This window comes from Erythrobacter sp. (assembly GCF_035194505.1).
Taxonomy (GTDB): Bacteria; Pseudomonadota; Alphaproteobacteria; order Sphingomonadales; family Sphingomonadaceae; genus Erythrobacter.
On record NZ_CP136573.1, the window covers coordinates 1,321,157 to 1,346,057 of the forward strand.

General features: G+C 65.5%; 17 protein-coding genes. 9 read left to right on the forward strand and 8 right to left on the reverse strand.

Features of this window, described 5'->3' with window-relative positions:
- Positions 1–7: 7 nt before the first annotated feature.
- The gene (locus RSE14_RS06595; protein WP_324076475.1) at positions 8–1,375 is read right to left on the reverse strand and encodes an alpha-amylase family glycosyl hydrolase; all 1,368 of its coding nucleotides are present in this window, start codon (positions 1,373–1,375) and stop codon (positions 8–10) included.
- Positions 1,372–2,931, reverse strand: a complete 1,560-nt coding sequence (locus tag RSE14_RS06600; protein WP_324076477.1) for an MFS transporter — start codon at positions 2,929–2,931, stop codon at positions 1,372–1,374. Before RSE14_RS06600 ends, RSE14_RS06595 begins: the two co-directional genes overlap by 4 nt.
- Positions 2,932–3,245: 314 nt before the next feature.
- Here RSE14_RS06600 and RSE14_RS06605 point away from each other — a divergent pair, with 314 nt between their 5' ends.
- Genes RSE14_RS06605 through RSE14_RS06620 form a run of 4 tightly spaced genes read left to right on the forward strand, consistent with a single transcriptional unit; the run spans position 3,246 to position 9,302 of the window.
- Complete coding sequence (locus RSE14_RS06605) at positions 3,246–5,096, forward strand: alpha-amylase family glycosyl hydrolase (RefSeq protein ID WP_324076850.1); 1,851 nt, start codon at positions 3,246–3,248, stop codon at positions 5,094–5,096.
- Positions 5,096–6,754, forward strand: coding sequence for an alpha-amylase family glycosyl hydrolase (locus RSE14_RS06610; RefSeq protein ID WP_324076479.1), 1,659 nt, complete (start codon positions 5,096–5,098; stop codon positions 6,752–6,754). Before RSE14_RS06605 ends, RSE14_RS06610 begins: the two co-directional genes overlap by 1 nt.
- A gap of 5 nt (positions 6,755–6,759) precedes the next feature.
- Positions 6,760–7,788 (forward strand): LacI family DNA-binding transcriptional regulator, encoded by a 1,029-nt coding sequence (locus RSE14_RS06615; protein WP_324076481.1) that lies wholly within the window; start codon positions 6,760–6,762, stop codon positions 7,786–7,788.
- The gene (locus tag RSE14_RS06620; protein ID WP_324076483.1) at positions 7,785–9,302 is read left to right on the forward strand and encodes a tryptophan halogenase family protein; all 1,518 of its coding nucleotides are present in this window, start codon (positions 7,785–7,787) and stop codon (positions 9,300–9,302) included. The genes RSE14_RS06615 and RSE14_RS06620 overlap by 4 nt, the downstream gene beginning before the upstream one ends.
- 205 nt (positions 9,303–9,507) lie before the next feature.
- On the opposite strand, the gene RSE14_RS06625 is transcribed toward RSE14_RS06620, so the two are convergent.
- Complete coding sequence (locus tag RSE14_RS06625) at positions 9,508–12,291, reverse strand: TonB-dependent receptor (RefSeq protein WP_324076485.1); 2,784 nt, start codon at positions 12,289–12,291, stop codon at positions 9,508–9,510.
- A 371-nt stretch (positions 12,292–12,662) separates the two neighbouring features.
- On the opposite strand from RSE14_RS06625, the gene RSE14_RS06630 reads away from it, so the two are divergent.
- Entirely contained in the window at positions 12,663–13,394 is a 732-nt protein-coding gene (locus RSE14_RS06630) for a DUF6445 family protein (protein ID WP_416379367.1), read from the forward strand.
- Positions 13,395–13,423: 29 nt separating this feature from the next.
- Complete coding sequence (locus tag RSE14_RS06635; RefSeq protein ID WP_324076487.1) at positions 13,424–14,950, forward strand: tryptophan halogenase family protein; 1,527 nt, start codon at positions 13,424–13,426, stop codon at positions 14,948–14,950.
- A 91-nt stretch (positions 14,951–15,041) separates the two neighbouring features.
- On the opposite strand, the gene RSE14_RS06640 is transcribed toward RSE14_RS06635, so the two are convergent.
- Positions 15,042–15,530: a c-type cytochrome gene (locus tag RSE14_RS06640; RefSeq protein WP_324076488.1), complete on the reverse strand. Its 489-nt coding sequence runs from the start codon at positions 15,528–15,530 to the stop codon at positions 15,042–15,044.
- Between the two features lie 211 nt (positions 15,531–15,741).
- On the opposite strand from RSE14_RS06640, the gene RSE14_RS06645 reads away from it, so the two are divergent.
- Positions 15,742–16,557 carry a DUF1499 domain-containing protein gene (locus tag RSE14_RS06645; RefSeq protein ID WP_324076489.1) on the forward strand — a complete coding sequence of 272 codons (816 nt, stop codon included), beginning with the start codon at positions 15,742–15,744 and terminating at the stop codon, positions 16,555–16,557.
- Here RSE14_RS06645 and RSE14_RS06650 read toward each other — a convergent pair.
- From RSE14_RS06650 to RSE14_RS06665, 4 genes are read right to left on the reverse strand one after another with little or no spacing between them, the layout of a single operon-like run.
- Positions 16,554–17,159, reverse strand: coding sequence for a CDP-alcohol phosphatidyltransferase family protein (locus tag RSE14_RS06650; protein WP_324076490.1), 606 nt, complete (start codon positions 17,157–17,159; stop codon positions 16,554–16,556). The genes RSE14_RS06645 and RSE14_RS06650 overlap by 4 nt on opposite strands.
- Positions 17,152–18,468 (reverse strand): NupC/NupG family nucleoside CNT transporter, encoded by a 1,317-nt coding sequence (locus RSE14_RS06655; protein ID WP_324076492.1) that lies wholly within the window; start codon positions 18,466–18,468, stop codon positions 17,152–17,154. Before RSE14_RS06655 ends, RSE14_RS06650 begins: the two co-directional genes overlap by 8 nt.
- Positions 18,432–20,573, reverse strand: coding sequence for a dihydrolipoyl dehydrogenase family protein (locus tag RSE14_RS06660; RefSeq protein WP_324076494.1), 2,142 nt, complete (start codon positions 20,571–20,573; stop codon positions 18,432–18,434). Before RSE14_RS06660 ends, RSE14_RS06655 begins: the two co-directional genes overlap by 37 nt.
- A 10-nt stretch (positions 20,574–20,583) precedes the next feature.
- The gene (locus tag RSE14_RS06665) at positions 20,584–21,801 is read right to left on the reverse strand and encodes an FAD-dependent oxidoreductase (protein WP_324076496.1); all 1,218 of its coding nucleotides are present in this window, start codon (positions 21,799–21,801) and stop codon (positions 20,584–20,586) included.
- Positions 21,802–22,092: 291 nt separating this feature from the next.
- Between RSE14_RS06665 and RSE14_RS06670 the strand changes: the two genes are divergently transcribed.
- Together RSE14_RS06670 and RSE14_RS06675 are read left to right on the forward strand one after the other, a co-directional pair.
- Positions 22,093–23,871, forward strand: a complete 1,779-nt coding sequence (locus RSE14_RS06670) for an ABC transporter transmembrane domain-containing protein (protein WP_324076497.1) — start codon at positions 22,093–22,095, stop codon at positions 23,869–23,871.
- A complete protein-coding gene (locus RSE14_RS06675; protein ID WP_324076499.1) occupies positions 23,868–24,899 on the forward strand; it encodes an HlyD family secretion protein in 1,032 nt (343 codons plus the stop codon). Before RSE14_RS06670 ends, RSE14_RS06675 begins: the two co-directional genes overlap by 4 nt.
- The last annotated feature ends 2 nt before the right edge of the window (positions 24,900–24,901 follow it).

The following is a 24,901-nucleotide window of genomic DNA, read 5'->3' on the forward strand; positions in this document are numbered from 1 at the left end:
GTTGGCCTCATCTGGTCTCTGTGAAAATCCGGTAGCCCCATGCGGGCAGGTCGAGTGTTTCGTTGCCCGCAAAGGTGGTTGTCTCGCCGCTCAGGGCATTGGTGTAGGTGCCGTGATGGCGCGCCTTGTCGAAGGTGATGCGATGCGGGCGCGGGCTGAGGTTGAAAACGGCGAAAACCCGCGCGCCGGCAGGGCCGCGGGTGAAGGCATAGACGTCGGCGCTCTGGCTGGTCGGCACCTCGATCATCGCTGCGCCGAAGCGGCCATTGTGGAGCGCCGGGCTCGCGGTCTTGAGCGCAATCAGCTTGGCGAACAGGGCGGCATGCCTGCCTTCGCGCCAGACAATCGGATCACGCTCGAAGAACTTGAGCTGGCGGTCGTTGTCCGCTTCCTGCCCGTTGTAGACAAGCGGCAGGCCCGATCCGGTGAAGGACAGCGCAATCGCGGCCTCATAGGCGGGGCCGTAGATTTCGGCCGCGACCCCGTCCCACGAATTCTGATCGTGGTTTTCGGTATAGACCATCCGCATCGCGGCATGCGGCCAGGTCTCCTGCTGCCCAGCGTAATAGCCGCGGATCGGCCCTGCCCCCTCGCCGCTCTTGACGAGGCGCTGCATCGCCTCCTTCCAGCCCCAGCCATAGGTCGCATCAAAGGCGCGTGTGTGGAGATCGCGCTGCTCCCATTCGGCGAGCATGAAGACCGGTTTGATCGCATTAAGCTCGCCCCGCGCCGTCTCCCAGAAATCGGTGGGGACATAGCCTGCGACATCGCAGCGATACCCGTCGATCCCGAATTCGCGCACCCAGTAGGCGAGGCTTTCGGTCATATATTGGCGCAAGGCAGGCTGGCTGTAGTCGAAGTCCGCGACGTCAGACCAGTCGGTCCCCTGCGGGCTCATCAAGGCGCCTTCGGGCGTGCGGGTGTACCATTCGGGATGGCTGAGAGTGAGCGGGTTGTCATAAGCTGAGTGGTTCGCCACCCAATCGAGGATCACCTTTAGCCCCAGCCGGTGCGCTTCGTTCACGAAGGCGCGGAAATCCGCCTCGCTGCCCAGCTCCGGATTGACCGCGCGATAGTCGCGCACCGCATAGGGGCTGCCGAGACTGCCCTTGCGGTTGGCCTCGCCGATGGGATGGATCGGCATCAGCCAGATGATATCGACGCCCATCGCGGCGAGGCGCGGCAGCTGCGCCTGCGCGGCCTTGAAGGTGCCCTCGGAGGTGAACTGGCGGGTGTTGATCTGGTAGAGCACCGCATCGCGCGTCCACGCGGCATTGGCGATCTCGACCGCCTCACGCGGGGTGTAATCGGGCCTGGCCAGCGCGGGGCTGGCTGCCAGTGCCGCCGCAATCAGCGCAAGCCCGGTGCGCTTCACGCCGCCTGCTCCTTGACCAGCAGCGTGGCCGCCGCCGCCAGCACGAAGCTCACCGCAGAAATCGCCATGGCATAGATCGCCGCGCCGCCGAACAGGTTAGTGACGAGGAAACCGAGCAGCGTCGCAGCGAGCAGCTGCGGCACGACGATGAAGATGTTGAACACCCCCATGTAGATGCCCATTTTCTCTGGCGGAACGGAGCCAGCAAGGATCGCATAGGGCAGCGCCACGATCGAGGCCCAGGCGATGCCGATGCCGATCTGCGGTACCCACAAGAGCGCCGGATCGCGCACCAGCAGCACCGCGGCAAAGCCCGCCGCGCCCAGCAAGAGGTTCACCGCGTGGAGCCGGCAGCGGTCGATCTTCGCCGCGACCGCGACAAAGCCGAGCGCGGCGGCAGCGGCTAGCCCGTTGCGCACCGATCCCATCAGGCTCCACCAGTCGGCCCCGTCCTGAAAGGCGCTGCTCGCCGTATCGGTTGCGCCGAAGTGATACTCGGTCACCCCGGGCGTGCCGTAGATCCACAGGCCGAACATCCCGAACCAGCTAAAGAACTGCACCACAGCAAGCTGGCGCATGGTTTTTGGCATGGCGAAGAGATCGCTGACGACTTCCATGAAGCCGTTGTCGTTGCGGCCCTGTCCGCGCAACATCGCCGCGAACAGCTGGATCAGCCCGAACCCGGCGATCAGAGCTGCGAGCACGTAAAGCTCCTGCGCCACCTCGATTTCGCCGAGAAACGCGGGCCGTGCATCGCTGCGTGCCAGCATCACCAGCGCCGCGAGTGCCGCCCCGGCGATCACCCAGATCATGCCACCGCGGGCGAATTGCCCGGCGCTGCGCTGGACTGCCCCGCGCGCGTGCGCTCCGGCCTCGCCGCGCGCGACGGCAAAGCGGGCGAGCTCGTCCGGCGAATACTCTTTCGTGGTGAACACCGTCCAGCACACCGCCGCCAGCAGCGCCGCCCCGCCGATATAGAACGACCAGTGCACCGTTTCCGGGATCTGGCCTTGGGGCGCGACATTGCTGAGCCCCAACCAGTTGGTCATCACCCATGGCAGCGCGCCCGCGATCACCGCGCCGGTACCGATGAAGAAACTCTGCATCGCATAGCCGATGGTGCGCTGGCGATCGGGCAGGTTGTCGCCGACAAAGGCGCGGAACGGCTCCATCGTGATGTTGAGCGAGGCGTCCATCACCCACAGCATGCCCGCCGCCACCCACAGGGCGGGCGCATTGGGCATGACAAACAGCGCCAGGCTCGCCAGCAGCGCGCCGATCAGGAAGAACGGACGGCGACGGCCGAAGCCCAGGCTCCCAAAACCAATCCACGTCTTGTCCGACAGGTGGCCGATGATCGGCTGGACGATCAGCCCTGTCATCGGCGCGGCGATCCACAGGATTGCAAGGCTGCCGACATCCGCGCCCAGCGTCTGGAAAATGCGGCTGACATTGCCGTTCTGGAGTTCGAAGCCGATCTGGATCCCCAGAAAGCCGAAACTCATGTTCCAGATCTGCGCTGGCAAGAGCGCGGGCTTGCCGCCTGCCTCAGTCATGATCGTCCTGTCCTCTCCCCCGCGCCCTCCTGCCATGCAGGGTGACGCGGCTCCCACGGGGCTGTAGCATGGCGCGGATCTTCTGTCCGGCTGGCTCGCCTGCGGCTCCGGGAGGACAGTCTGGCTAGCTTGCAAAAATTTGCAAGAAACTTTCAGGATTTCTCCCGAAAATTTGCGGATATCGCCGATGATATCAGGCTTTCTATAGTATTTTCAGGTTATTATTGGATAGAGGTTCGGCCCAGCTGGGCTTCTACAAAGATTTGCAAAATTTCTCCCAAGCTGTCAGAAACGGGGCCGGAGGGAGTTGGATGATGGCACGAATCCTCGTGGGAATTGCGGCTGCGCTATGCGCGGGCACCGTCTTGGCGGGAGGCCCCGTTGCGGCTGAGAATCCGCCGGCCATTCCCGTTTCCGCCCCTATCGCCGAACGCCAGCTGGAGGACGAGATCATCTATTTCGTCCTGCCCGATCGCTTTGCCAATGGCGATCCCGCCAACGACAAGGGCGGGCTGAAAGGCGGACCGTTCCAGCATGGTTTCGATCCGACCCACAAGGGCTTCTACCACGGCGGCGACCTCAAGGGGCTGACCGCAAAGCTCGATTACATCCAGGGCATGGGCGTCACCGCGATCTGGTTCGCGCCGATCTTCAAGAACAAGCCGGTGCAGGGCAAGCCGGGCGAGGAAAGCGCGGGCTATCACGGCTACTGGGTTACCGATTTCACCAGTGTCGATCCACATTTCGGCACCAATGCCGAGTTCAAGGCCTTTGTCGATGCCGCCCACGCGCGCGGGATGAAGGTCTATATGGACATCATCATCAACCACACCGCTGACGTGATCGGCTATGCCGAGGGCGAGGCCAATAGCTACCGCTATCGCTCCAAGGGCGAATATCCCTTTTCGCGGGCCGGCGGCACGGGCGGCAAGCCGATCAACCCGGGCTTTGGCGGAGACGATAATCCCGATCCTGCCAACTGGGCGAAGCTGACCGATCCCGCCTTTGCCTATACGCCGCAAGTGCCCGAGGCCGAGCGGCAGGTGAAGGTGCCCGCCTGGCTCAACGACGTCACGCTCTATCACAACCGCGGCAATTCGCACTGGATCGGCGAAAGCAGCGTCTATGGCGATTTCTCCGGGCTCGACGATCTCGCCACCGAGCACCCGCGTGTCGTTAGCGGCATGATCGAGATTTTCGGCCAGTGGATCGATGATTACGGCATCGACGGCTACCGCATCGACACCGCCAAGCATGTGAACCCGGAGTTCTGGCAGGCCTTCGTCCCAGCGATCCTCAAGCGCGCCGAGGCCAAGGGGATCAAGCACTTCCACATCTTTGGCGAGATCGCCTACGAGGAGCCCACCGCCACGCTCGCTGCGCAGGTCATGGCCGAAAGCGGCCTGCCCTATGCGCTCGACATGGGCTTTGCCAAGGCCGCGCAATTGGTCGCCAGCGGCAAGGCCGGCCCGCGGCTGATGGCGGAATTCCTCCAGCAGGACGCGGTCTACCCCGGCGGCGCGAAAACCGCGCTGGGCCTGCCGACTTTCCTCGGCAACCACGATTTCGGCCGCTTTTCGATGTTCGTGCGCGAGATGAGCGGATCGGCCGACGAGGCGACGCTGCTCTCGCGCGTCAAGCTCGGCCATGCGCTGATGTTCGGCCTGCGCGGCGTGCCCACGATCTATTACGGGGACGAACAGGGCTTCATCTCCGACGGCAATGATCAGCTCGCGCGCGAGGACATGTTCCCGAGCAAGGTCGCCGCCTATAACGACAACAACCTGATCGGATCGCGCGCCACCACCGCGCAGAGCAACTTCGACACCGCCCACCCGCTCTACCGCCAGATCGCGGAACTTTCCGCGGCCCGCACGGCCAGCCCTGCGCTACGGCGTGGTCTCACGCAGGTGCGCGCGTTCGAGGAAGCCGCCCCCGGCCTGCTCGCAGTGGAGCGCCATGATCCCGCGACGGGACAGCGGGTGCTGCTGGCCTTCAACACCTCCGCTTCGGCCCTTTCGCGCACAGTCGAGGTAAGCTACCGGGCGACCCGCGTCGCGCCGCTGCTGGGCACCTGTCCGGCCGCGCTCGCCGCGCCCGGATCGATTGCCATCACCCTTCCCCCGTTCGGCTACGCGGCCTGCATTCTGGAGACTGACAAGTAATGGCTTCGGTTATGGATGCGGCGGCACCTTCACTCACCGGCGAGCTTGCATGGTGGCACGGGGCGGTCATCTACCAGATCTATCCGCGCTCGTTCCGCGACACCAATGGTGACGGAATCGGCGATCTTGCGGGCATTGCCGACGAGCTCGACTATATCGCCGATCTGGGCGTCGACGGGATCTGGATCTCGCCCTTCTTCACCTCGCCGATGAAGGACTTCGGCTATGATGTCGCCGATTATTGCGGCATCGATCCGAGCTTCGGCACCTTCGCCGATTTCGACCGCATCATCGAACGCGCCCATGCGCTGGGCCTCAAGGTGATCATCGACCAGGTCTATTCGCACACCTCGGACGAGCACGCGTGGTTTCAGGAAAGCCGGACCGACCGCACCAATCCCAAGGCCGACTGGTATGTCTGGGCCGACCCCAAACCGGACGGCTCGCCCCCGTCCAACTGGCAATCGGTGTTCGGTGGATCGGCATGGCAATGGGACGGGCCGAGGAAGCAATATTACCTGCATAATTTCCTCACCAGCCAGCCCGATCTCAACGTCCATAACCGCGACGTGCAGGACGCGCTGCTGGATGTGGCGCGGTTCTGGCTGGCGCGCGGCGTGGACGGGTTCCGCCTCGATGCGCTGAACTTCGCGATGCATGATCCGGACCTGCGCGACAATCCGCCCTCGGGCGCGCCGATGGAGCTGGTCACCCGCCCCTTCGACATGCAGCACAAGCGCTACAACCAGTCGCACCCCGATATCGTCGGCTTCCTTGAGCGGATCCGCGCAACGATCGACGAATTCCCCGGTCGCTTCACCGTTGCCGAAGTCGGCGGGCCGGAGCCGCTGGCCGAGATGAAGGCCTTCACCGCTGACGGCAAGCGGCTCGATTCCGCCTATAATTTCGACTTCCTCTACGCCCCCCTGCTGACCGCGCCGCTGGTGCGCGCGAGCCTGTCGCAGTGGAGCGGGGAGCCGGGCGAAGGCTGGCCGTCCTGGGCCTTCTCGAACCACGATGCTCCGCGTGCGGTGACCCGCTGGACCCGCGATGGCGACCAGCCGCGCGCGGCGCGCCTCAACATGCTGCTGCTGCTGGCGCTGCGCGGCAATCCGATCATCTATCAGGGCGAGGAACTGGGCCTGCCGCAGGGCTATGTCGCCTTCGAGGATTTGCAGGACCCCGAGGCGATCACCAACTGGCCGCACACGCTGGGCCGTGACGGTGCGCGCACGCCGATGCCGTGGCAGGCAAGCGCGCCGCAAGCAGGCTTTTCGAGCGCCAACCGCACCTGGCTGAAGCGCGACCCGGCCCATGCCGCTCTCGCGGTGGACGGCCAGACCGGCGATCCGCAATCGACCCTGCATTACACCCGTCACCTGCTCGCGATGCGGCGCCGCTATCCGGCGCTGGTGGCGGGCGAGATCACCCTGCTCGACACGCCCGAGGATGTGCTCGCCTTCATCCGCCATGATGCGGAAGGCGCGGTCTTGTGCGCCTTCAACCTCGGCGACGAGGTGCTCGAATGGGCCACGCCGCCCGCTTTCGTCGAGGCTCAGGTGCTCGCCAGCGAGAATGCGGTGGGGATCACCGGCAAACCGCCCATGGTGCTTGCGCCCGGTTCAGGATACTGGGCAACGAACGCGGTGGAGACCTGACAGCAATGAGCCCGACCCGGCCTGCCACGCGGCGCAGCGCCACGCTTGAGGATATCGCCCGCGAAGCCGGGGTCTCGGTCTCGACTGTCAGCCGGGCATTGAACGACAGTCCCTCGGTCAAGCGGAGGACCAAGCAGCAGATCTGGCAGATCGCCCGCGCCCATGATTATGAATTCCGCGCCTCGATGCCGGCCGGGCCGAGCGGGGCCGATGCGACCATCGCGGTGGTCGTCCCCGCCCCGCAGGCACGCGAGAGCCGGGTGGCGGACCCCTTCTTCCTCGAACTGCTGGCCGGGATTGCCGAGGCCGCGCGTGAGCGCAATGCCGATCTCCTGATCAGCCACCTGACCCCGCGCGCCGATGCCGACCTTGACTACGCCATGAGCACGAGCCGCGCGACCGGCGTGATCTTCATCGGGCAGTCCTCGCTGCACCACGCCTTCAACGCGCTCGCCGCGCGCGACAACCGCTTCGTGGTGTGGGGCGCGGAGTTTCCCGATGCGCAGTATTGCGCGATCGGATCGGACAACGTCGCAGGCGGACGGCGCGCGACCTCGCACCTCGTGCGGCTGGGGCGCAGGCGCATCCTGTTCCTCGGCGATACCGAAGCACCCGAAGCCGAGCAGCGCTGCCGGGGCTATCGTCAGGCCCTCGCCCAGGCCGGGATCGCGGTCGACGACAGCCTGATCCTGCCGGCCCATTTCGAAGTCCATTCCGCCGAAGCCGCCACCCGCAGCGCGATTGCCGGGGGCCTCAAATTCGACGCCGTCTTCGCCGCCAGCGACCTCATCGCGATCGGCGCAATCCGCGCGCTCACCCGTTCGGGGATCAACGTGCCCGCCGATGTTTCGGTGGTGGGCTATGACAACATCCCCGCCGCGCGGCTTGTTACGCCGCAGCTCACCACCATCGATCAGGACGCGAACCTTGCCGGACGGATGCTTGTGTCCAAACTGATCGACCGCGGGGATGGCCCGGCGATTTCGGAGCGGCTGGAAACCAGCCTGCTGATCCGGGAAAGCTGCGGGGGATGAACGCGCCCCGCCCTCTCAAGAGCATCGTGATCGTCGGCGGCGGCAGCGCGGGCTGGATGACGGCGGCGGCGCTCTCTCAGGCGGTGGGGCAATCCTGCACAATCACGCTGGTCGAGAGCGAGGCGATCGGCACGGTCGGCGTCGGCGAGGCGACCATCCCGCCGATCCGTCACTTCAACCAGCGCCTCGGCATCGACGAAGCGACCTTCGTGCGCGAGACGCAAGGCAGCTTCAAGCTCGGCATCGAGTTCGTGAACTGGGGCAAGCTGGGCCACCGCTATTTCCACCCCTTCGGCCAATATGGCGCCGAATTCGACAGCGTGCCCTTCTACCACCACTGGATGCGCGAATATCTCGAAGGGCGGGTAGAAGGCCCGATCGACGATTTTTCGATGTGCTGGGCGATGGCCAAGGCGGGCAAGTTTGCCCACCCCTCGTCCGACCGGCGGATGATCCAGTCGACCTTCGATTATGCCTACCACTTCGACGCGGGGCTCTATGCCGCCTTCCTCCGCCGGTTTGCAGAGGCGCGCGGGGTGAAGCGGATCGAGGGCAAGGTGGTCGATGTCGCCTTGCGGGGCGAGGACGGCTTCATCGAGGCTGTCACGCTCGACAGCGGGGCGCGGATCGAGGGCGAATTCTTCTTCGATTGCAGCGGCTTCCGCGGCCTGCTGATCGAGGAGGCGCTGCACGCAGGCTATGACAACTGGCAGCACTGGTTGCCGTGTGACCGCGCCGTGGCCGTTCCTTGCGAAAGAGGCGAGTTCACTCCCTATACCCGGTCCACAGCGCGGGAGGCAGGGTGGCAGTGGCGCATTCCGCTCCAGCACCGCACCGGCAATGGCTATGTCCATTGTTCGCAGTTCATCACCGAGGACGAAGCGGCCGAAACCCTCCTCGCCAATCTCGACGGCAAGGCGCTGGCAGACCCCCGCCCCTTGCGCTTTGTCACCGGCAAGCGGCGCAAGTTCTGGGAGAAGAACTGCGTCGCCATCGGGCTCTCCGCCGGGTTCATGGAGCCGCTGGAATCGACCAGCCTGCACCTCATCCAGTATGGCATCCTGCGCCTCATCGCGCTGCTGCCCGACGCCGCCATGTCGCCCCTGCTGGCGCGTGAATATAATGCCCAGACTGCAAGGGAATACGAGCTGATCCGGGACTTCCTGATCCTCCATTACAAGGCCACGCAGCGCGACGATTCCGAGCTGTGGCGCTACTGCGCAAACATGCCGATCCCCGACAGCCTGCAATACAAGATCGACCATTTCCGCTCCGCCGGCATGCTGGTGGCGGACGGGCAGGAGCTGTTCGCCAATCCCAGCTGGATCGCGGTCTATCTCGGGCAAGGCATCGTGCCGCAGCGTGCTCCGGCGCTGGCAATGATGCGCGAGGGGGTTCCGGTGGCAGAGCGCCTCGCCCAGATCCGCAGCGCGATGGATGCGGCGGTGGCGGAAATGCCGTCCCATGGCGAATTCATCGCGCGACATTGCGCGGCCCCGCCGATTGCGACCTGAGCCGCGCTTTTCCGCCAAAAACCCCTGCGAGAGCCCCGCGATGTTTCACGTGAAACATCGCGCATGACGCCCCCATCTCGGCCCTAACTCGGGGTCAAGTGCGACCTAACACGGCAGCAAAATCGCCACCCCGACATGAAAAAAGGGCCCGCCATCGCTGGCGAGCCCTTTCCTGAAACCCTGGTACGACCCGAGGGCGTCGTGATCAGAAGGTCTTGCGGAGCGTCACGTTGAACGTGCGGCCGTAGAGCTCGTGGCGGCTCGGGAAGTCGCCGACATCCGCACCCGCCGCGTTGAACAGGGTGTTCTGCGTCACGAAGGGCTCGTTCGTCATGTTGAACACTTCGGCCAGGATCTGCACCCCGTTGAGGAAGCTGCCCGGCTTGTCGAAGGTGTAACCGATCTGCGCGTCGAGGATGGTTTCCGGACGGGCCTGCGCACCCGACAGCGAGCCGTCGAAGTTCTGCACTTCCGAGAGGAACCCGGCGCGGTAGCGCGCCGCCAGCTTGGCGCGGAAGCCGTGCTTTTCGTAGAAGATGTCACCCGACCAGGTGAGATCCGAATAGCCCGGGATCGCGATCGGATTGAAGTTCTGGTTCTGCACCTCGGCATCGGCATAGGTGATCGAGTAGAACCCGCCGAACCCGTCGAGCCCTTCGGCCAGATCGCCGAAGTTGACGCGCAGCGTGCCTTCGATGCCGGTGATCTTGCCGTCGGCAAAGTTCACCGGACCGTTGAAGATGCCGGTCGCCACTTCAGGATTGGTGGTCAGGATGCCGCCAGCGCCGAAGTTCTCGATCGACTGGGTCAGATCGGTCAGCTCGCTGAAGTCGATGATCCAGTCCGACAGATCCTTGTGGAAGGCCGCGACGATGATCGCGGTGCCGGGCGAGAAGTACTTCTCGAGGCTGATGTCGTAGGCGACCGATTCATACGGCTGCAGGAAGGGGTTGCCCCCGCCGAGGTTGAAGCAGACCACCGAGGGCGGGTTGAACGCCACCACCCGGTCAGGACGCTGGTCGTTGTTGGTGTCGACGCAGCTCTGGGCGTTGAAGCCGATGTTCTGGTTCGCCGTCATCTGGTCGAGACGCGAGCGGGTGATGGTCTTGGCCGCCGCGATACGGATGAAGGTGTCGGGCATGATCTCGAAGCTGAGGTTCATGCTCGGCAGCCAGTTGCCGTAGCTCGTGCCGACGGTGTTGGTCAGCCCGCCGCCGATCGTGCCGGTCGAGGACTGGTCCGTATCCGAATAGCGCAGGCCGATATTGCCGCGCACCGGAACCGAGCCGAGATCGCCGTCGATATTGGCCTGGATGTAGAAGTTGTGGACCTTCTCGTTGACCACCCACTGGGTGTCGAAGGTGGCCTTCTCGACGCGGTAGGTGCCGTCGGTGAGGAAGGACGAGGGGTCATAGGCGAGAATGTCGTTGCCGAGCCCGCCGGTGTTGGTGCTGCCCACGATGGCGCTGGTCGGCACGGCCAGGCCGTTGCCGAAGGCGGCGGTGGGACGCAGGAAGCTCTCGTTCGAATCGAAGTTCTTCGAACGATCAGTGTAGAGCCAGCCGAGGGTGATGTTGTCGATCAGCCCGCCGTCGAATTCCCAATAGGCTTCGGCGCGCAGCTGGTTCAGCTCGTCCTCGATGATCGGCTGCTTGATGAAGCCGACCTGGCCCCACCCGCCCGGATCGGTGAGCAGGACGTTGGCCGGGTTGGTGTAATCGAGCACGCCGTCGATCGAATAGGTCCCGTCGCGCGGGAAGGTGAAAGTCAGCGTGTCCTGCGCACCCGAACGGGCACGGCCGGTGCCGGCATAGCTTTCATAGTCGATGTCGTTGCGGTTCAGCGTCGAATAGCCGTAGTCGAGCACGAAGCCGAGGTTGTCGGTGGCCTTCCATTCAAGGTTGGCGCCGATCGCGAAGATCTCCGACTTGCTGCCTTCGGTGTCGGTGCGCAGGATCGGCACGACATTGCGGTAGGTCGCGGTATCGGCGAACGGGCCACTGCCGGTCGCGCCGCCAAAGGTTGCACCGCTCCACGAGGCAATCGGGGTTTCGGTGCCGCGGAAGATGCCGGAGTCGCTGGTGTCGGTGTAGAAGCTGTCGACCGTCAGCGAGACGCGATCGGTCGGTTCGAACTGCAGCGTACCGGCAAGCGAGGTGCGCTCGAAGGTGCGGCTGACCACGCCCTGACGCGGGTTGTCGGCCGGGTAGATCACGCCGGCTGCGGTGCGGCCGACCTGGAACTGGTTGGTCTTCAGCTCGCGGCTGATGAACTGGGTCGGGATCGACTGCACCGTGACGCCCAGCGACCAGCCCAGCGTGCCGGCATCGTTCTGATCGATGTAGGAACCGAAGAAGCGGTAGCCGTCATTGGCGACGTCCGGGTTCAGCTTGCCGCTGTCGTTGATCGTGTAGGTCGCCGATGCGGTGATCTGGCGCTTGTTCGAATCGAGCGGACGGATGGTGCGCAGGTCGACCGCGCCGGCGATGCCGATGGCGGCAAGACGGGCGTCACCGGTCTTGTAGACCACGCCCGAGCCGATCAGCTCGGAGGGGAACTGGTCGAATTCGATGCCGCGGTTGTTGCCCGCAGAAACGACTTCGCGGCCATTGAGGAGGGCCAGCGAGAAGTCCGGACCGAGGCCACGGATCGAGATCTGCTGCGAACGGCCGCGCACGCGCTGGGCGGTCACACCCGGCAGGCGGGCGAGCGTATCAGCGATCGAGATGTCGGGCAGCAGACCGATGTCTTCGGCCGCGATCACTTCAACGATCGAAGTGGCCTTGCGCTTGGCATCGAGCGAGGTCTGGATCGAGCTGCGGATACCGGTGACGACGATATCATCGCCCTGGCCCTGTCCTTCGACGGCAGCAGCCGCCTGCTCATCGGCGTTCTGCGCGAGCGCCGGAGCCCCCGTCGCCGCGAGCGCCAGAAAGGTCGCGGCCCCGCACAGCAGGCGCGCGCTTACATTGATCCCGTTGGTTTTCATCGAAACTCCCCTCCGCCAGGCGCATCATTCGTGCGCTTTTGCAGGTTTTTTCATAGCCTAGTCGGAAGCCGAGGTAAATCGCCAATCGCGCATCACTGTGCAAAGCGGCCTGCAATCTATATTTCTACTTATTTTCTGATGCTTGATTGCATTTTTGGAGGCCAGAGCCCGGTGCCGGCGCGCGGGTTTTGCGGATTTGTTGCCGGATTGTCACAGTCTCGCACCTCGCCCGCAGCTTTGTGTCGGACTGGAGCCACGCCGCCCGGTACCGACAGGCGGCCTTCCGGCAGTTTTGAAGATTATTCTGTTGTTTTTCATATGCCTGTTCTTACGGCTTGGCCGCCAGCGAGGCTTTTGTTAGGCTCCCGATCATGGCCCGACCCCCCGCTTCCAGCGCGAACACCGCCCCTCAGGGATGGGTCATCACGCCGCATGACGCGCGCATTTCCGGCTTTTCATCGCAAAACCATAGGCTTGTTACGATAGACAGCCTGCTCGTCGACCCCGAACACGCCATTGGCCAAGCCGTTTTGCAAAATTTTGCAAGAATCACGCCGCAATATCCCGGGCTGCGTGCGCCGCTCGATCCGGCGGTGGGCGCGGCATGGCTGGCGCAGCTGGCCCCGCTGCTTGACCAGTGGTTCGAAACCGGCGGAGTCCGATGGGAGATGCAGGCGTGGTTTTCGCTCGTCACCACCCCGCCTGCCGCGATCGCGCCGATCCAGCGCCTGCCCCATGTCGACGGCACCGATCCGCGCCAGATCGCGATGATGCTCTATCTCCACCAGACTGGTCACGGTGGAACCGCCTTCTTCCGCCACCGCTCGACCGGACTGGAGGCGCTCACCGCCGAGGATTACCCGCGCTATGCCGCCGCGGTGCAGGCCGATTTCGGACGCACCGGGCTGCCGCCTGCCGCCTATCCCACCGACGGCGCCCCGCATTTCGAGCGCACCCATGTGGTCGAGGGCCATTTCAACAGCGCCGTGTTCTATCGCGGCAACATCCTGCATAGCGGGGTGATCGATAATAATGCGCCGCTGAGCGCCGATCCGCGGGAGGGGCGGTTGACGATCAACGCCTTCTTCCGCCCGGCACAATAAGCGGCGAAGACAAGACAACAGGGACAGGCATGATGGAGAGCGCAGCGGTGAACAGGCTGGTGATCGTCGGCGGGGGGACCGCGGGCTGGATCACGGCGGCGGCCTTTGCCCGGCTGCTGGGCGGCAAGCTCGACATCACGCTGGTCGAAAGCGAGGCCATCGGCATTGTCGGCGTGGGCGAGGCGACGATCCCGCAGATCATCCGCTTGAACGCGATCCTCGGCCTGGACGAGAACGCCTTCCTGCGCGCCACCTCGGGCACCTTCAAGCTCGGGATCGAGTTCGTCGACTGGGGCAGCATCGGTAGCCGCTATCTCCACACCTTCGGCGATACCGGCCTGCCGCTCGGCAATGTGCCGTTCCACCACTATTGGCGGCGCAGCGCCGGAGCCGCGCCCGATCCCAAGGGGCTGTGGAACTGGTCGCTGCACCAGCTGGCCGCCGATCAGGCGCGTTTCGGCAAGCTCGACCGGGTCGGCAACACGGCGATGACGGGCCTCGCCTATGCCTACCATTTCGATGCCAGCCGCTATGCCCTGTTCCTGCGCGACTATGCCGAAGGGCGCGGAGTGAAGCGCCGCGAGGGGATTGTCGAAAGCGTCCAGCGCGACGGCGAGACCGGGGATATCCGCTCGATCACGCTGGCGGGCGGCGAGGCGATCGCAGGCGATTTCTTCATCGATTGCACCGGCTTTCGCTCGCTCTTGCTGGGGCAGGAACTGGGCGTCGGCTATCAGGACTGGTCGAAATGGCTGCCCTGCGACCGCGCGCTGGCCGTGCCGAGCGAGCGCCTGCCCACCCTCGTCCCCTATACCCGCGCCACCGCCAAGAGCGCCGGGTGGCAATGGCGCATCCCGCTCCAGCACCGCACCGGCAACGGCCATGTCTATTCCTCCGGCTTCATTTCCGACGATGCGGCGGCCGAGACGCTCCTGGCGGGGCTCGACACCAAGGCGCTGGATGATCCGCGCCCGATCCGCTTCACCACCGGGCGGCGCGAGACCTTCTGGTCGCACAATTGCGCCGCGATCGGGCTTTCGAGCGGGTTCCTCGAACCGCTCGAATCGACCTCGATCCACCTCATCCAGTCGCATGTCAGCCGGCTGATCCAGCTCTTCCCGCGCTCGGCCCATGCCGATGCCGAGCGTGCGGAATATAACCGCCGCTGCGAAGCCGAATTCGCGCAGATCCGCGACTTCCTCATCCTCCACTACCACCAGACCGCGCGCGAGGATTCGGAGTTCTGGCGCTATTGCAAGCATATGGACGTGCCCGACAGCCTCACCCACAAGCGCGAGCTGTTCGCCGCCTCGGGCCGGATCGGGCGCGATGTCGATGATCTGTTCCGTGATGCGAGCTGGGTGCAGGTGATGCTGGGCCAGGGGATCATCCCGCAGGATTACGATCCCATGGCCGATCAGATGAGCGATGCGCAGCTCGCCGAATTCCTCGCCAACCTGCGCACCATCATCACCCGCAGCGTCGCAAGCCTTCCGAGCCACGAGGAATATCTCGCGCGCCACTGCCCCGCCGCCGTGCTCGACGCCGCCGCCTGATTCGAGACCGCCTGATCCAGCACCGGACGCGGGCACAAAAAAGGGCGGCGTGGCATCCCACACCGCCCGTTTTTCGTGTCAGCTAAGAAGCTTACTTCTTGGTGCTGGCGAGATAGGCCACGAGGTTGGCGCGGTCCTGATCGTCCTTGATGCCCGGGAAGGCCATCTTGGTGCCGGGCATGAAAGCCTTCGGATCCTTGAGGTATTCGAACAGAACGTCTTCGCTCCAGGTCACGCCGCTGTTCTTGTTGGCGTCCGAGTAGGCGAAGCCGGCAACCTGGCCCGACGCGCGGCCGACCACGTTGTAGAGCGACGGACCGACGCGGTTCACGCCGTCTTCGAGCACGTGGCACGAACGGCAAAGCGCGAACACCTTTTCGCCGGCGGCGGCATCGGTGGTGAAGCTGGCGTATTCGACCTTGGCACCGGCGTCAGCCGCAGGCGCGGCTGCTTCGGTGGCAGCCGGAGCAGCAGCCTCGGTAGCCGCAGGTGCAGGAGCTTCCTCCTTCTTGCCGCCACATGCCGAAAGAGTAGCGAGGCTTGCCAGCATGGCGGCCCCCATCAGGAAATTGCGCTTCATGTCGTTTGTCCTCTGAACAATTAAGTCCTCCCGCATCCCGCGGGGGCCATAAACCAGTTTATCGGCCAAGAAAAGCAGGACTTCGGCAGCTTTGCGCAAACCTCGCCCCTCCCATTGCCGTAGGGGCTAAACGCAGAAGGTCGAAAGAGTTTCCAGCAAAAGCCACAGAGCATGATTGCCAAGCCCTGCGGCTGCGGTAAACATTGCCATCATGACGACACTTCCGCGCCTCACCAAGCTCGTCCTCGCCCTGCTGGCGTTCCTCCCGCTCTATTTCGCGGTTGCCGCGCTTGGCACCAAGATCGGCATATGGGGCTGGCAGATCGGGCTGATGGCGCTGACGCTGGGCGGCGGGGCGATTCTGCTGGGGCTGACGGCGCTGATCGCGCTCCTATCGCTGGTTCTCGGGGTTCGCGCCAAGCCGCGCAGCAATGCCGTGCTCGGGATTGCGATCATCGGCCTGCTGGTGCCGGGCGCGGGGATGGCGGTGTTCGGCTCTGCGGCCGGAAAGGGCGCAGCCAACCCGATCCACGACATCGCCACCGACACCGGCAATCCGCCCGCCTTTTCGGCTGCCACCATGACCGCACGCGAAAAGGCCGGCGCCAATCCGCTCAATGATTACCAGACCCCGCTCGGCCAGATCGCGCTGTTCCAGAAGACCGGCGTTGCGCCCGAACTGGCGGTGAAGAGCCATGCCCAGATCATCACCGACCGCAAGGACCGTCCGGCCCCGTTGCCATTGGGCGGCGCCAGCAAGGCCGAGGGCGTGGCCGCCGTGAAGGCGGCGATGGCGGCGATGGGCCTTGCCGATATCCGCGCCGATGACGCCACCGGCGTGGTCGAGGGGACGGCCGAGACCTTCTGGTTCGGCTTCAAGGATGATGTCGTCGCCCGCGTGGGCGATACCCAGATCGACTTCCGTTCGGTCAGCCGGGTGGGGGTGAGCGATCTTGGCGCGAACACCGCGCGGATCAATGACCTGCGCACCCGCACCGAGACCCTGCTGGGATCGGCCAGCCGCTAATCGCGAAAGGCTGACGCGGCCATCGCGCTGCGCTGGAACACGGTCAGCACGCACAGGCCGGCATAGGCATAGGCAATCGCTCCGAACCATGCGGGCCAGAGGCACATGGCGATGAACACCGCGATGGTCTCCGCCCCCTCGGCCAAACCCGTGGAATAGAAGAAGCTCTTCTTGCCGTGGGCCTCGGTTTCGGCCCCGCGCTTGCCCGCGATGACGGCAAAGGCGAGGAAGCTTACGCCTGTGAGCACGAAGCTGGCCACCAGCACCAGTGCAGGCAGGGTGTTGGCGGCGCTGAGGATGCCGAAGCCGAGCGGCACGCTGACATAGAAGGCAAAGTCCGCGACGATATCGAAATAGCCGCCGAGGTCGGATGGGCCTCTGGCGCGCGCGACCGCTCCGTCGAGGCCGTCGAGCAGGCGATTGGCGATGATCAGCGCAAGGCCCCAGCCGATGTGGCCGAGCGCGATGGCGCCCGCGCCCGCAAGGCCCAGCGCAAGGCCGGTGAAGGTCAGCGCATTGGCCGTGACCCCCGCCTGCGCGAGCATGCGACCAGCGGCATTGAGCGCCGGATCGATCAGCGGGCGCAGCTTCGCATCAAGCATAGGTGACGAGCCCGATCCACGCCCCCGTCATCGCGCTGGCGAGGTTGCCGCTGACCCAGCTCTTCATCCCCAGCCCCGCCGCCTCTGCGCGGCGTTCGGGGCAGAGCGTGCCGATGGTCGAGACCAGCAGGCCCACGCTGGCAAGGTTGGCGACGCCGCACAGGGCATAGGTGACGATCAGCTGGCTGCGCAGGCCGAGCGTGCCTTGGGGCAGCGCGGCGAGTTCGAGATAGGCGACATATTCGTTGAGCACCGCCTTGGTGCCCATCAATCCGCCCGCCGCCTGCGCCTCGCTCCACGGCACGCCGAGCAGCCACATGAACGGCGCCAGCACCCAGCCAAGCAGGCGCTTGAGGCTGAGCGGATCGCCATCGACGAAGGGCAACGCCGCCAGCATCCCGTCGACCAGCGCCACCAGCGCGAAGACAGTGATGATCACCGCGATCACCGCAAGGAACAGCTGCATCCCGTCCATCGTGCCCTTGACGATGGCATCAATGCTGCTCTCGTATTTCAGGCCGGGATCCTCCTTGTCCACCTCGGTCGCGGTGTCGCCCTCCTGCGGCGGCACCATCAGCCGCGCGATCAGCAGCGCGGCGGGGAGCGAGATCAGCGAGGCGGAGATCATGTGGCCGGTCGCGTCGGGCACCACGGCTTTGAGGGTGGTGGCATAGAGGATCAGGATCGCGCCCGAGATGGTCGCCATCGTCAGGGTCATAATCTGGAACAGTTCCGAGCGGCTGACGCGGGCGAAATAGGCGCGGGTGACAAGCGGCGCCTCGACCACACCGAGGAACACGCTCGCCCCGCCGGACAGGCCGACCACGCCCGAGACGCCAAGCGAGCGCCGCAGCAGGAAGGAGAGGCCGTTCACCATCCAGCGCAGCACGCCCCAGTGCCACAGCAGCGCGGCCAAGGCCGAGAAGACGATCACCAGCGGCAGGATCTGGAAGGCGATCACCAGCGGCGGCTGCGCGCCTTCCTTCAGCACGAAAGGCAGCTCCGCCCCGCCCACATAGCCGAACATGTAGGACGAGCCCTTGAGCGTCGCTGCCTCGACCGCGCTGACCGCATTGTTGACGAGGCCGACCGCCGCCCACACGGCTGGCACCCGCACGATGAGCAGCGCGAGCAGCCCCTGCATCACCAGCGCGCCCGCGATCCAGCGCCAGCCGGGATGGCCGCGGCGGTTCTCGCTCACGGCCCAGGCCAGCCCCATCAGCACCGCGATCCCGATGATCCCGCGCAGCTGGTCGAACAGCTCCATGCCGCTCACCCGCGCCGCCAGTCGTGATAGCGCTCGACCCATTTGAGCAACCCTTCGGGCTTGTGCGCCTTCTTCCAGTTGCCGGCGGCGAATTTGTTGGCCTCAACCATGGTCGGATAGGCGTGGATCGTGCCGAGGATCTTGTTGAGCCCGATACCGTGCTTCATCGCCAGCACATATTCGGCCAGCAGCTCGCCCGCCTGGCTCCCTACGATGGTGGCGCCCAGCACCGTGTCCTTGCCGCCAGCCGGGGTGAGCACCTTGACGAAGCCCCGCGTCTCGCTCTCGGCAATCGCGCGGTCGAGATCGTCCAAGTCATAGCGCGTCACCTCCACCGCGATGCCCTGCTCTGCCGCCTCGCGATCATTGAGGCCGACGCGGGCGAACTCGGGATCGAGGAAGGTCACCGCCGGGATCACCCGGTAATCGGCCTTGAACTTGCGGAAGGTGCCGAACAGCGCGTTGACGCTGGCGTACCACGCCTGATGGCTCGCGGTGTGGGTGAACTGGTAGGGCCCGGCGACGTCTCCGCAGGCGAAGATGTTGGGGAAGCGGGTGGCGAGGAATTCGTCGGTGACGACGGTGTTCGCGGTGTCGACCCCGATATCCTCCAGCCCGAAGCCGGTGAGCCGCGCGCGGCGGCCGACTGCGACGATCAGGGCATCGAAGGGCACCTGCACCTCCGCCCCGTCATGCGCGGCGATCAACGTGCGCCCCTCGATCCGCACGGCTGTGTGGCCGGTGAGGACAGTAACCCCGTCCGCCTCCAGCACCACCTTGGCGAGCGCGGAAACATCGGCATCCTCGCGCCCAAGCAGCGCGTCCGCCATCTCGACCTGCGTAACCTTGGAGCCCAGCCGCGCCAGCGCCTGCGACAGCTCGCAGCCGATCGGCCCGCCGCCCAGCACCGCGACGCGCGCAGGGGGCGCGTCCATCGCCGCGAAGGCCTCCCACATGGTCTCGCTGGTGAGATAGCCGCTCGTCTCGATCCCCGGGATCGGCGGAACCACCGGCTCCGCGCCGCTAGCGATGATGATCGAGCGGGTGGTGAGGCGCTGGGTGCCGCCGTCATTCCGCGCGATCTCGACCGTCCACGGGTCGATCACCCGCGCATAGCCCTTGACCACATCGACCCCGAGGCCGGTGTAGCGCTCCACGCTGTCATGCGGCTCGATGGCCTTGATGGCGTCCATCACCCGCGCGATCACCGCCTTGAACGGCACCTGCGGTTCGGTTGCGACAAGACCATACTTGTCCGCCGCCCGCATCATGCTCGCCACCTTGGCGCTCTTGATCAGCGCCTTGGACGGCACGCAGCCGGTGTTGAGACAGTCGCCGCCCATCTCCTTGGCCTCGACCAGCGTCACCTTGGCTTTCACCGTCGCGGCGATATAGGCCGAGACCAGCCCCGCCGCGCCCGCACCGATCACCACCATGTTGCGGTCGAACTTGGCGGGCCGCCTGAACCCGGCATAGACCTTGCGCCGTTGAAGCGCGCCGATCACCAGCTTGGCCAGCCACGGCGCTATGCCGAGCAGCACGAAGCTCCCCAGCACCCCCGGCGAGGCAATGCCTTTGAGACTGTCGATCCGCGCCAGCTGCGTGCCCGCGTTCACATAGACAATCGTGCCGAGCAGCATGCCGATCTGGCTGACCCAGACATAGGTCCAGGTGCGGATGCGGGTGAGGCCCATCACGAGGTTCACCACGAAGAAGGGAAAGGCCGGAATCATCCGCAGGGTAAAGAGATAGAACGCCCCGTCGCGCTCCACCCCGGCGTTGATCGCCTTCAGCCGCTCGCCGAAGCGCGCCTCGATAGAGTCGCGCAGCACATAGCGCGAGGAGAGGAAGGCGAAGGTCGCCCCGATGGTCGAGGCGAAGGAGACCAGCACCGTGCCGCCCACCACGCCGAACAGCGCGCCTGCCGCCAGCGTCATGATCGCCGCGCCGGGCAACGAGGCCGCCGTCACCGCGACATAGGCGAGGAAGAACCCGGCGATCACCGCCAGCGCATTGTCCTGCTGGAAGGCGCGCAGATCGGCGGCGAGCGCCTTGATCCCCTCCAACGTGAGATATTGCCCCAGCCCGAAGGCGAAATAGGCCGCAACCAGCGCGACGAGCGCGGCAAGGATGGCAAGCTTCTTCACGTGTGACCCCTCATGAACCGGCCAGCGCGGCGTATCCGGCTATCCAGCGCCTGTCGATGGCGTGCTTCCAGCGCAGCGCCCAGCCGCCTTGTGCCGCGAGAGGGCCATAGCTGGCAATCGCGGAGCCATCGCCGGTGTTGATGAGATAGAGGCTGTGGCGGCGCGGGTGGTAGGAGGCACGCGGCAGCTCGCCCTGAAGCGCGGCCCGCAGGTTTGCCGCAAGCACCGGCCCGGCCATCACCGCATGGACACCCGAATGCGCCAGCGGGCGGTCGATCCGCGCCGAGACATCTCCGGCAGCGAAGATATGGCCGTGCGAAATCGAGCGCTGCCGCGCATCCACCGCGACAAAGCCTCGCCCGTCGAGCGCCAGCCCGCTCGGCCCCAGCCACGGCGGCGGCGCACTGCCGAGCGCGGCGACGAGAAGATCGGCAGGTTCGAGCGAAACCAGTTCATCCTCCGCCGTTCGTGTCGAGCGAAGTCGAGACACGGGTTGCGCGCTGGGCCTCTCGACTGCGCTCGAGGCGAGATGAGGTGGGGTTATGTGTGCCACCAGCCGCCCATCCTCGATCCGCGCATCTCCGACGATCACGGCGATACCCTGCCGCGCCAGCTCCGCCGCGACGCGCCGCCGCACAGCCACGCCAAAGCCGGGGAGCAATCCGCCCGCGCCGGTCACCAGTGTCACTTCGGGCCGGACGGACGCTGCGGCGAGATTGCGCAAGGCAAAGGCGAGCTCCACGCCCCCTGCCCCGCCGCCTGCCACCACGACACGGGCGGGGGCGTCAAGGCCTGCGATCCGGTCGACAAACCCTTCGATCGGGCGGATGTCGAGGATGCGCGGATCATCGCCCAGCACCGCGCGCGCGCGCCCTACCCCGCCGGTGTCGAGCGAGGCGATGTCGAAGGTGATGGTCTCGCCGCTGTCGGTTTGCACCGCCCGCGCATCGGGATCGAGCGCAACAAGGCGGCCCTCAACCCACCGCACCCCAGCCCGCGCCGCCAGCGCCGCCAGATCAACCAGACCCTCGTCCGCACCATGCTGCCCCGCCAGCCAGCCCGGCACCATGCCGGAATAGGTGAGGTGGCGCTGAGGCGTGAGCATCAGGGTGCGCACCCCGGCAGGCGGACCGCGCCTGATCCAGTCGGCGAGCACCGCAACATGAGCATGGCCGCCGCCTGCCAGCAGCAGGGTTTGCTCGGGAAGCGCGGGGCGCGGTGTGGCCATACCCGCATCTCATGCCCGATCGCAGCCGGTTCAGCTACCGGCAAGGTTGATGCGCTATCGGCGCCCGACAGACGAAAATGCTTCGCAATAGCTTCCCATAGGTTCGTAGCTTCATGAATTTGCACATAATCCGCCCGCTGGAACCGCAGGGGGTCTGGGCGATTAAAACGTTGCAGCAATCGGTGTTGCGCGCCATGCACCTTGCCACCTGTTCACCGGGCAGGCCGGCGGCATGGGCAAAGGCAGGCATGATGGAACGCTCGAACACAGGTTCTGGACGGATGGGCTGCCATGGCCGGTGAAGGTGCCTCGCACGGCGCGCAGATTTCGCTGACCAAGTTCTTCCGGATCTTTGCCGAGATCCTGAAGCCGGAAAGCAGCTTCTACTGGCTGGCGGTGGTCTATGGCGTAGGCATCAGCCTGCTCAGTCTTGCGACCCCGATCTCGGTGCAGATGCTGATCAACACCGTCGCCAACACCGCGCTGCCCGCGCTGCTTGTGGTGCTCTCGATCACGCTGTTCGTGCTGCTGCTGTTCTCCTCGTTGCTCTATGCCTTGCGCGTCCACCTGATGGAACTGTTCGCACGGCGGTTCTACGCCCGCATGGTCAGCGAGATTTCGCTGATCGCGATCTATGCTCAGAACCCGTTCTTCACCGACACCTCGCGCGGGGCGCTGTTCAACCGCTATTTCGACGTGCTCTCGATCATGTCGCGCATGCCGATCCTGGTGCTCGACGGCTTCTCGATCCTGCTCGGCATCACGGTCGGCTTCGTGCTGGTGTCGCTCTATCACCCGCTGTTCCTGCTCTTTACGCTGGTGATGGTGGCGCTGATCTGGACCATCTGGCTGGTGTGGGGCTCGCGCGCGATCCGGGCGGCGATGGATGTCAGCCACGCCAAGCACGGCACCGCGATGTGGCTCCAGCAGATCGGGGAATCCAACGGCTTCTTCAAGTCGCAGCAGCGCGTCGATTATGCCATCGCGCAGACCGACAAGGCGACCCACGCCTATCTCAACGCGCGCAAGCGTTACTTCCGCAAGCACTTCTCGCAGACTGTCTCCTTCCTGTTCCTCTATGCCTCGGCGAGCGCGGTGCTGCTCGGGCTTGGCGGCTGGCTGGTGATCCAGGCCGAGCTGACGCTGGGCCAGCTGGTGGCGGCCGAGCTGGTGCTGTCGGCGGCCTTCTTCGGGGTCGCGCAGCTGGGCAACTACCTCCAGTATTTCTACGAGCTGTGCGCCGCGGGCGAGGAAGTGGCGCAGTTCTTCGATGTCGAGCAGGAAACGCCCACCGGCGATGATCCGATCATCGGCAGCGATCATACGCTGGTGTTCCGCAAGGTGCGCGGCAGGGCCCGGTTCGAGGACGCCGAGCTCGATTTCGCGATCCCCACCGGCGCGATCGTGATGGCCTCGACCAGCCAGCACGGCCTCCAGCGCATGTTCACCAATGTGCTCAAGATGTACCAGCTGCCCACCTCGGGCTATGTCACGCTGGGCGGGACGGATTTGAAGGATATCGAGGCGCACCACCTGCGCATGACGATCTACGTGCTCGATCGGCCGACCTTCGTGCCGATGACGATCCGGCAATATCTCAGCCTGTCCTGCGCGACGGGCGAAAGCTGGCGGATGCTCGATGCGCTTGAAGCCGTGGGGCTGGCCGATGCGGTGGCGGGGCTGGAAAAGGGCCTCGACACGATGGTCGCGGCGACCGGCTATCCGCTCTCGACCAGCGAACTGCTGCAACTGAAGCTGGCAAGCGCTATCCTTGCCCGCCCGCGCTTCCTGGTGCTGACCAAACTGTTCGATCTGATCGACGCGGAAGATCTCGCCCGCACCTTTGCCGCGCTGCGCGAAACGGCCTTCACCACGGTGGTCTATTTCTCCGCCTGCGAGGCGCCGATCGGCTGCTCACACTTCGTCCACATGGAAGCCCAGACACAGCACTGGTTCAGCGATTACGCCGCCTTTGCCGAGGCCCGCCGAAGCCGCCGCAGCGCCGCCAACGACAAGGCCAGACTGCGCGCGCAGATCAGCCGACCGGACGGCGCGGGAGAGCCGGCATGACCGCGCTGAACCGCATGTCGCACCGCTTCACCGCGCTGGAATCGGTCAAGATTCCGCGCGTGATGCGCGCGATCTTCTACATGCTGCTCATCGCCTTCCTGTCGATGCTGGTGTTCCTGATCTACGCCCCCTGGGTGCAGACGGCGACCGGGCGCGGCGCGGTCAACACGCTAGATCCGGGCGAGCGCAAGCAGGATATCAACGCTGTCGTGCCGGGCCGGATCGAGGAGTGGTACGTGCGCGATGGCAGCGCGGTGAAGAAGGGCGATCCGATCGTCCGCATCGCCGATATCGATCCCCAGCTGGTCGACCGGTTGCAGGCCGAGCGCGAACAGATCGCGCTGCAATTGCAGGCCGCACAGTCGGCGCTGGCCACCGCCCGGCTCGATGAACGCCGCGCGCGTGAGCTCTTTCAGGCGGGCCTTGCCCCGCGGCGCGATTATGAAGCGGTGCAGATCCGCATTGCCGAGCGCGAGGGGCAGGTCGCCGCTGCTGTGGCTGCCCTCAACCGTGCGGATGTGAACCTCTCGCGCCAGTCCTCGCAGATTGTGCGCGCGCCGCGCGACGGCTTCATCCAGAGCCTCAATGCCGGCGACGTCTCGACCCTCATCAAGGCCGGCGACGTGCTCGCCACCTTTGTGCCCAATGCCGGGCAGCGGGTGGTCGAGATCTTCATCGACGGGCGCGATGTCGCGCTGGTGCAGCGCGGCGACAAGACCCGGATCATGTTCGAAGGCTGGCCCGCGGTGCAGTTCTCCGGCTGGCCCTCGGTCGCGGTCGGCACCTTTGGCGGGACAGTGGTCGCGGTCGACCAGTCGGCCCAGATCGACGGGACTTTCCGCGTGCTGATCGTCGAGGACAAGAGCGATCCGCACCCCTGGCCGCCCGAACGCTTCGTGCGGCTGGGTGCCAAGGCGCAGGCCTGGGTGCAGCTCGAAACCGTGCCGGTCGGCTACGAAATCTGGCGTCAGCTCAACAATTTCCCGGCCGAGCTGCCGCCGGGCGAAATGCCCGCCGAAACGAAGTGACC

Bases quoted from the DNA above. Each gene is read 5' to 3' on its own strand.
- RSE14_RS06615 (WP_324076481.1), top strand. From the start codon at position 6,760: ATGAGCCCGACCCGGCCTGCCACGCGGCGCAGCGCCACGCTTGAGGAT.
- RSE14_RS06605 (WP_324076850.1), top strand. From the start codon at position 3,246: ATGGCACGAATCCTCGTGGGAATTGCGGCTGCGCTATGCGCGGGCACC.
- RSE14_RS06645 (WP_324076489.1), top strand. From the start codon at position 15,742: ATGACGACACTTCCGCGCCTCACCAAGCTCGTCCTCGCCCTGCTGGCG.
- RSE14_RS06655 (WP_324076492.1), bottom strand. From the start codon at position 18,468: ATGGGTCGAGCGCTATCACGACTGGCGGCGCGGGTGAGCGGCATGGAG.
- RSE14_RS06675 (WP_324076499.1), top strand. From the start codon at position 23,868: ATGACCGCGCTGAACCGCATGTCGCACCGCTTCACCGCGCTGGAATCG.
- RSE14_RS06600 (WP_324076477.1), bottom strand. From the start codon at position 2,931: ATGACTGAGGCAGGCGGCAAGCCCGCGCTCTTGCCAGCGCAGATCTGG.
- RSE14_RS06670 (WP_324076497.1), top strand. From the start codon at position 22,093: ATGGCCGGTGAAGGTGCCTCGCACGGCGCGCAGATTTCGCTGACCAAG.
- RSE14_RS06650 (WP_324076490.1), bottom strand. From the start codon at position 17,159: ATGCTTGATGCGAAGCTGCGCCCGCTGATCGATCCGGCGCTCAATGCC.
- RSE14_RS06665 (WP_324076496.1), bottom strand. From the start codon at position 21,801: ATGGCCACACCGCGCCCCGCGCTTCCCGAGCAAACCCTGCTGCTGGCA.
- RSE14_RS06625 (WP_324076485.1), bottom strand. From the start codon at position 12,291: ATGAAAACCAACGGGATCAATGTAAGCGCGCGCCTGCTGTGCGGGGCC.
- RSE14_RS06620 (WP_324076483.1), top strand. From the start codon at position 7,785: ATGAACGCGCCCCGCCCTCTCAAGAGCATCGTGATCGTCGGCGGCGGC.
- RSE14_RS06610 (WP_324076479.1), top strand. From the start codon at position 5,096: ATGGCTTCGGTTATGGATGCGGCGGCACCTTCACTCACCGGCGAGCTT.
- RSE14_RS06630 (WP_416379367.1), top strand. From the start codon at position 12,663: ATGGCCCGACCCCCCGCTTCCAGCGCGAACACCGCCCCTCAGGGATGG.
- RSE14_RS06635 (WP_324076487.1), top strand. From the start codon at position 13,424: ATGATGGAGAGCGCAGCGGTGAACAGGCTGGTGATCGTCGGCGGGGGG.
- RSE14_RS06640 (WP_324076488.1), bottom strand. From the start codon at position 15,530: ATGAAGCGCAATTTCCTGATGGGGGCCGCCATGCTGGCAAGCCTCGCT.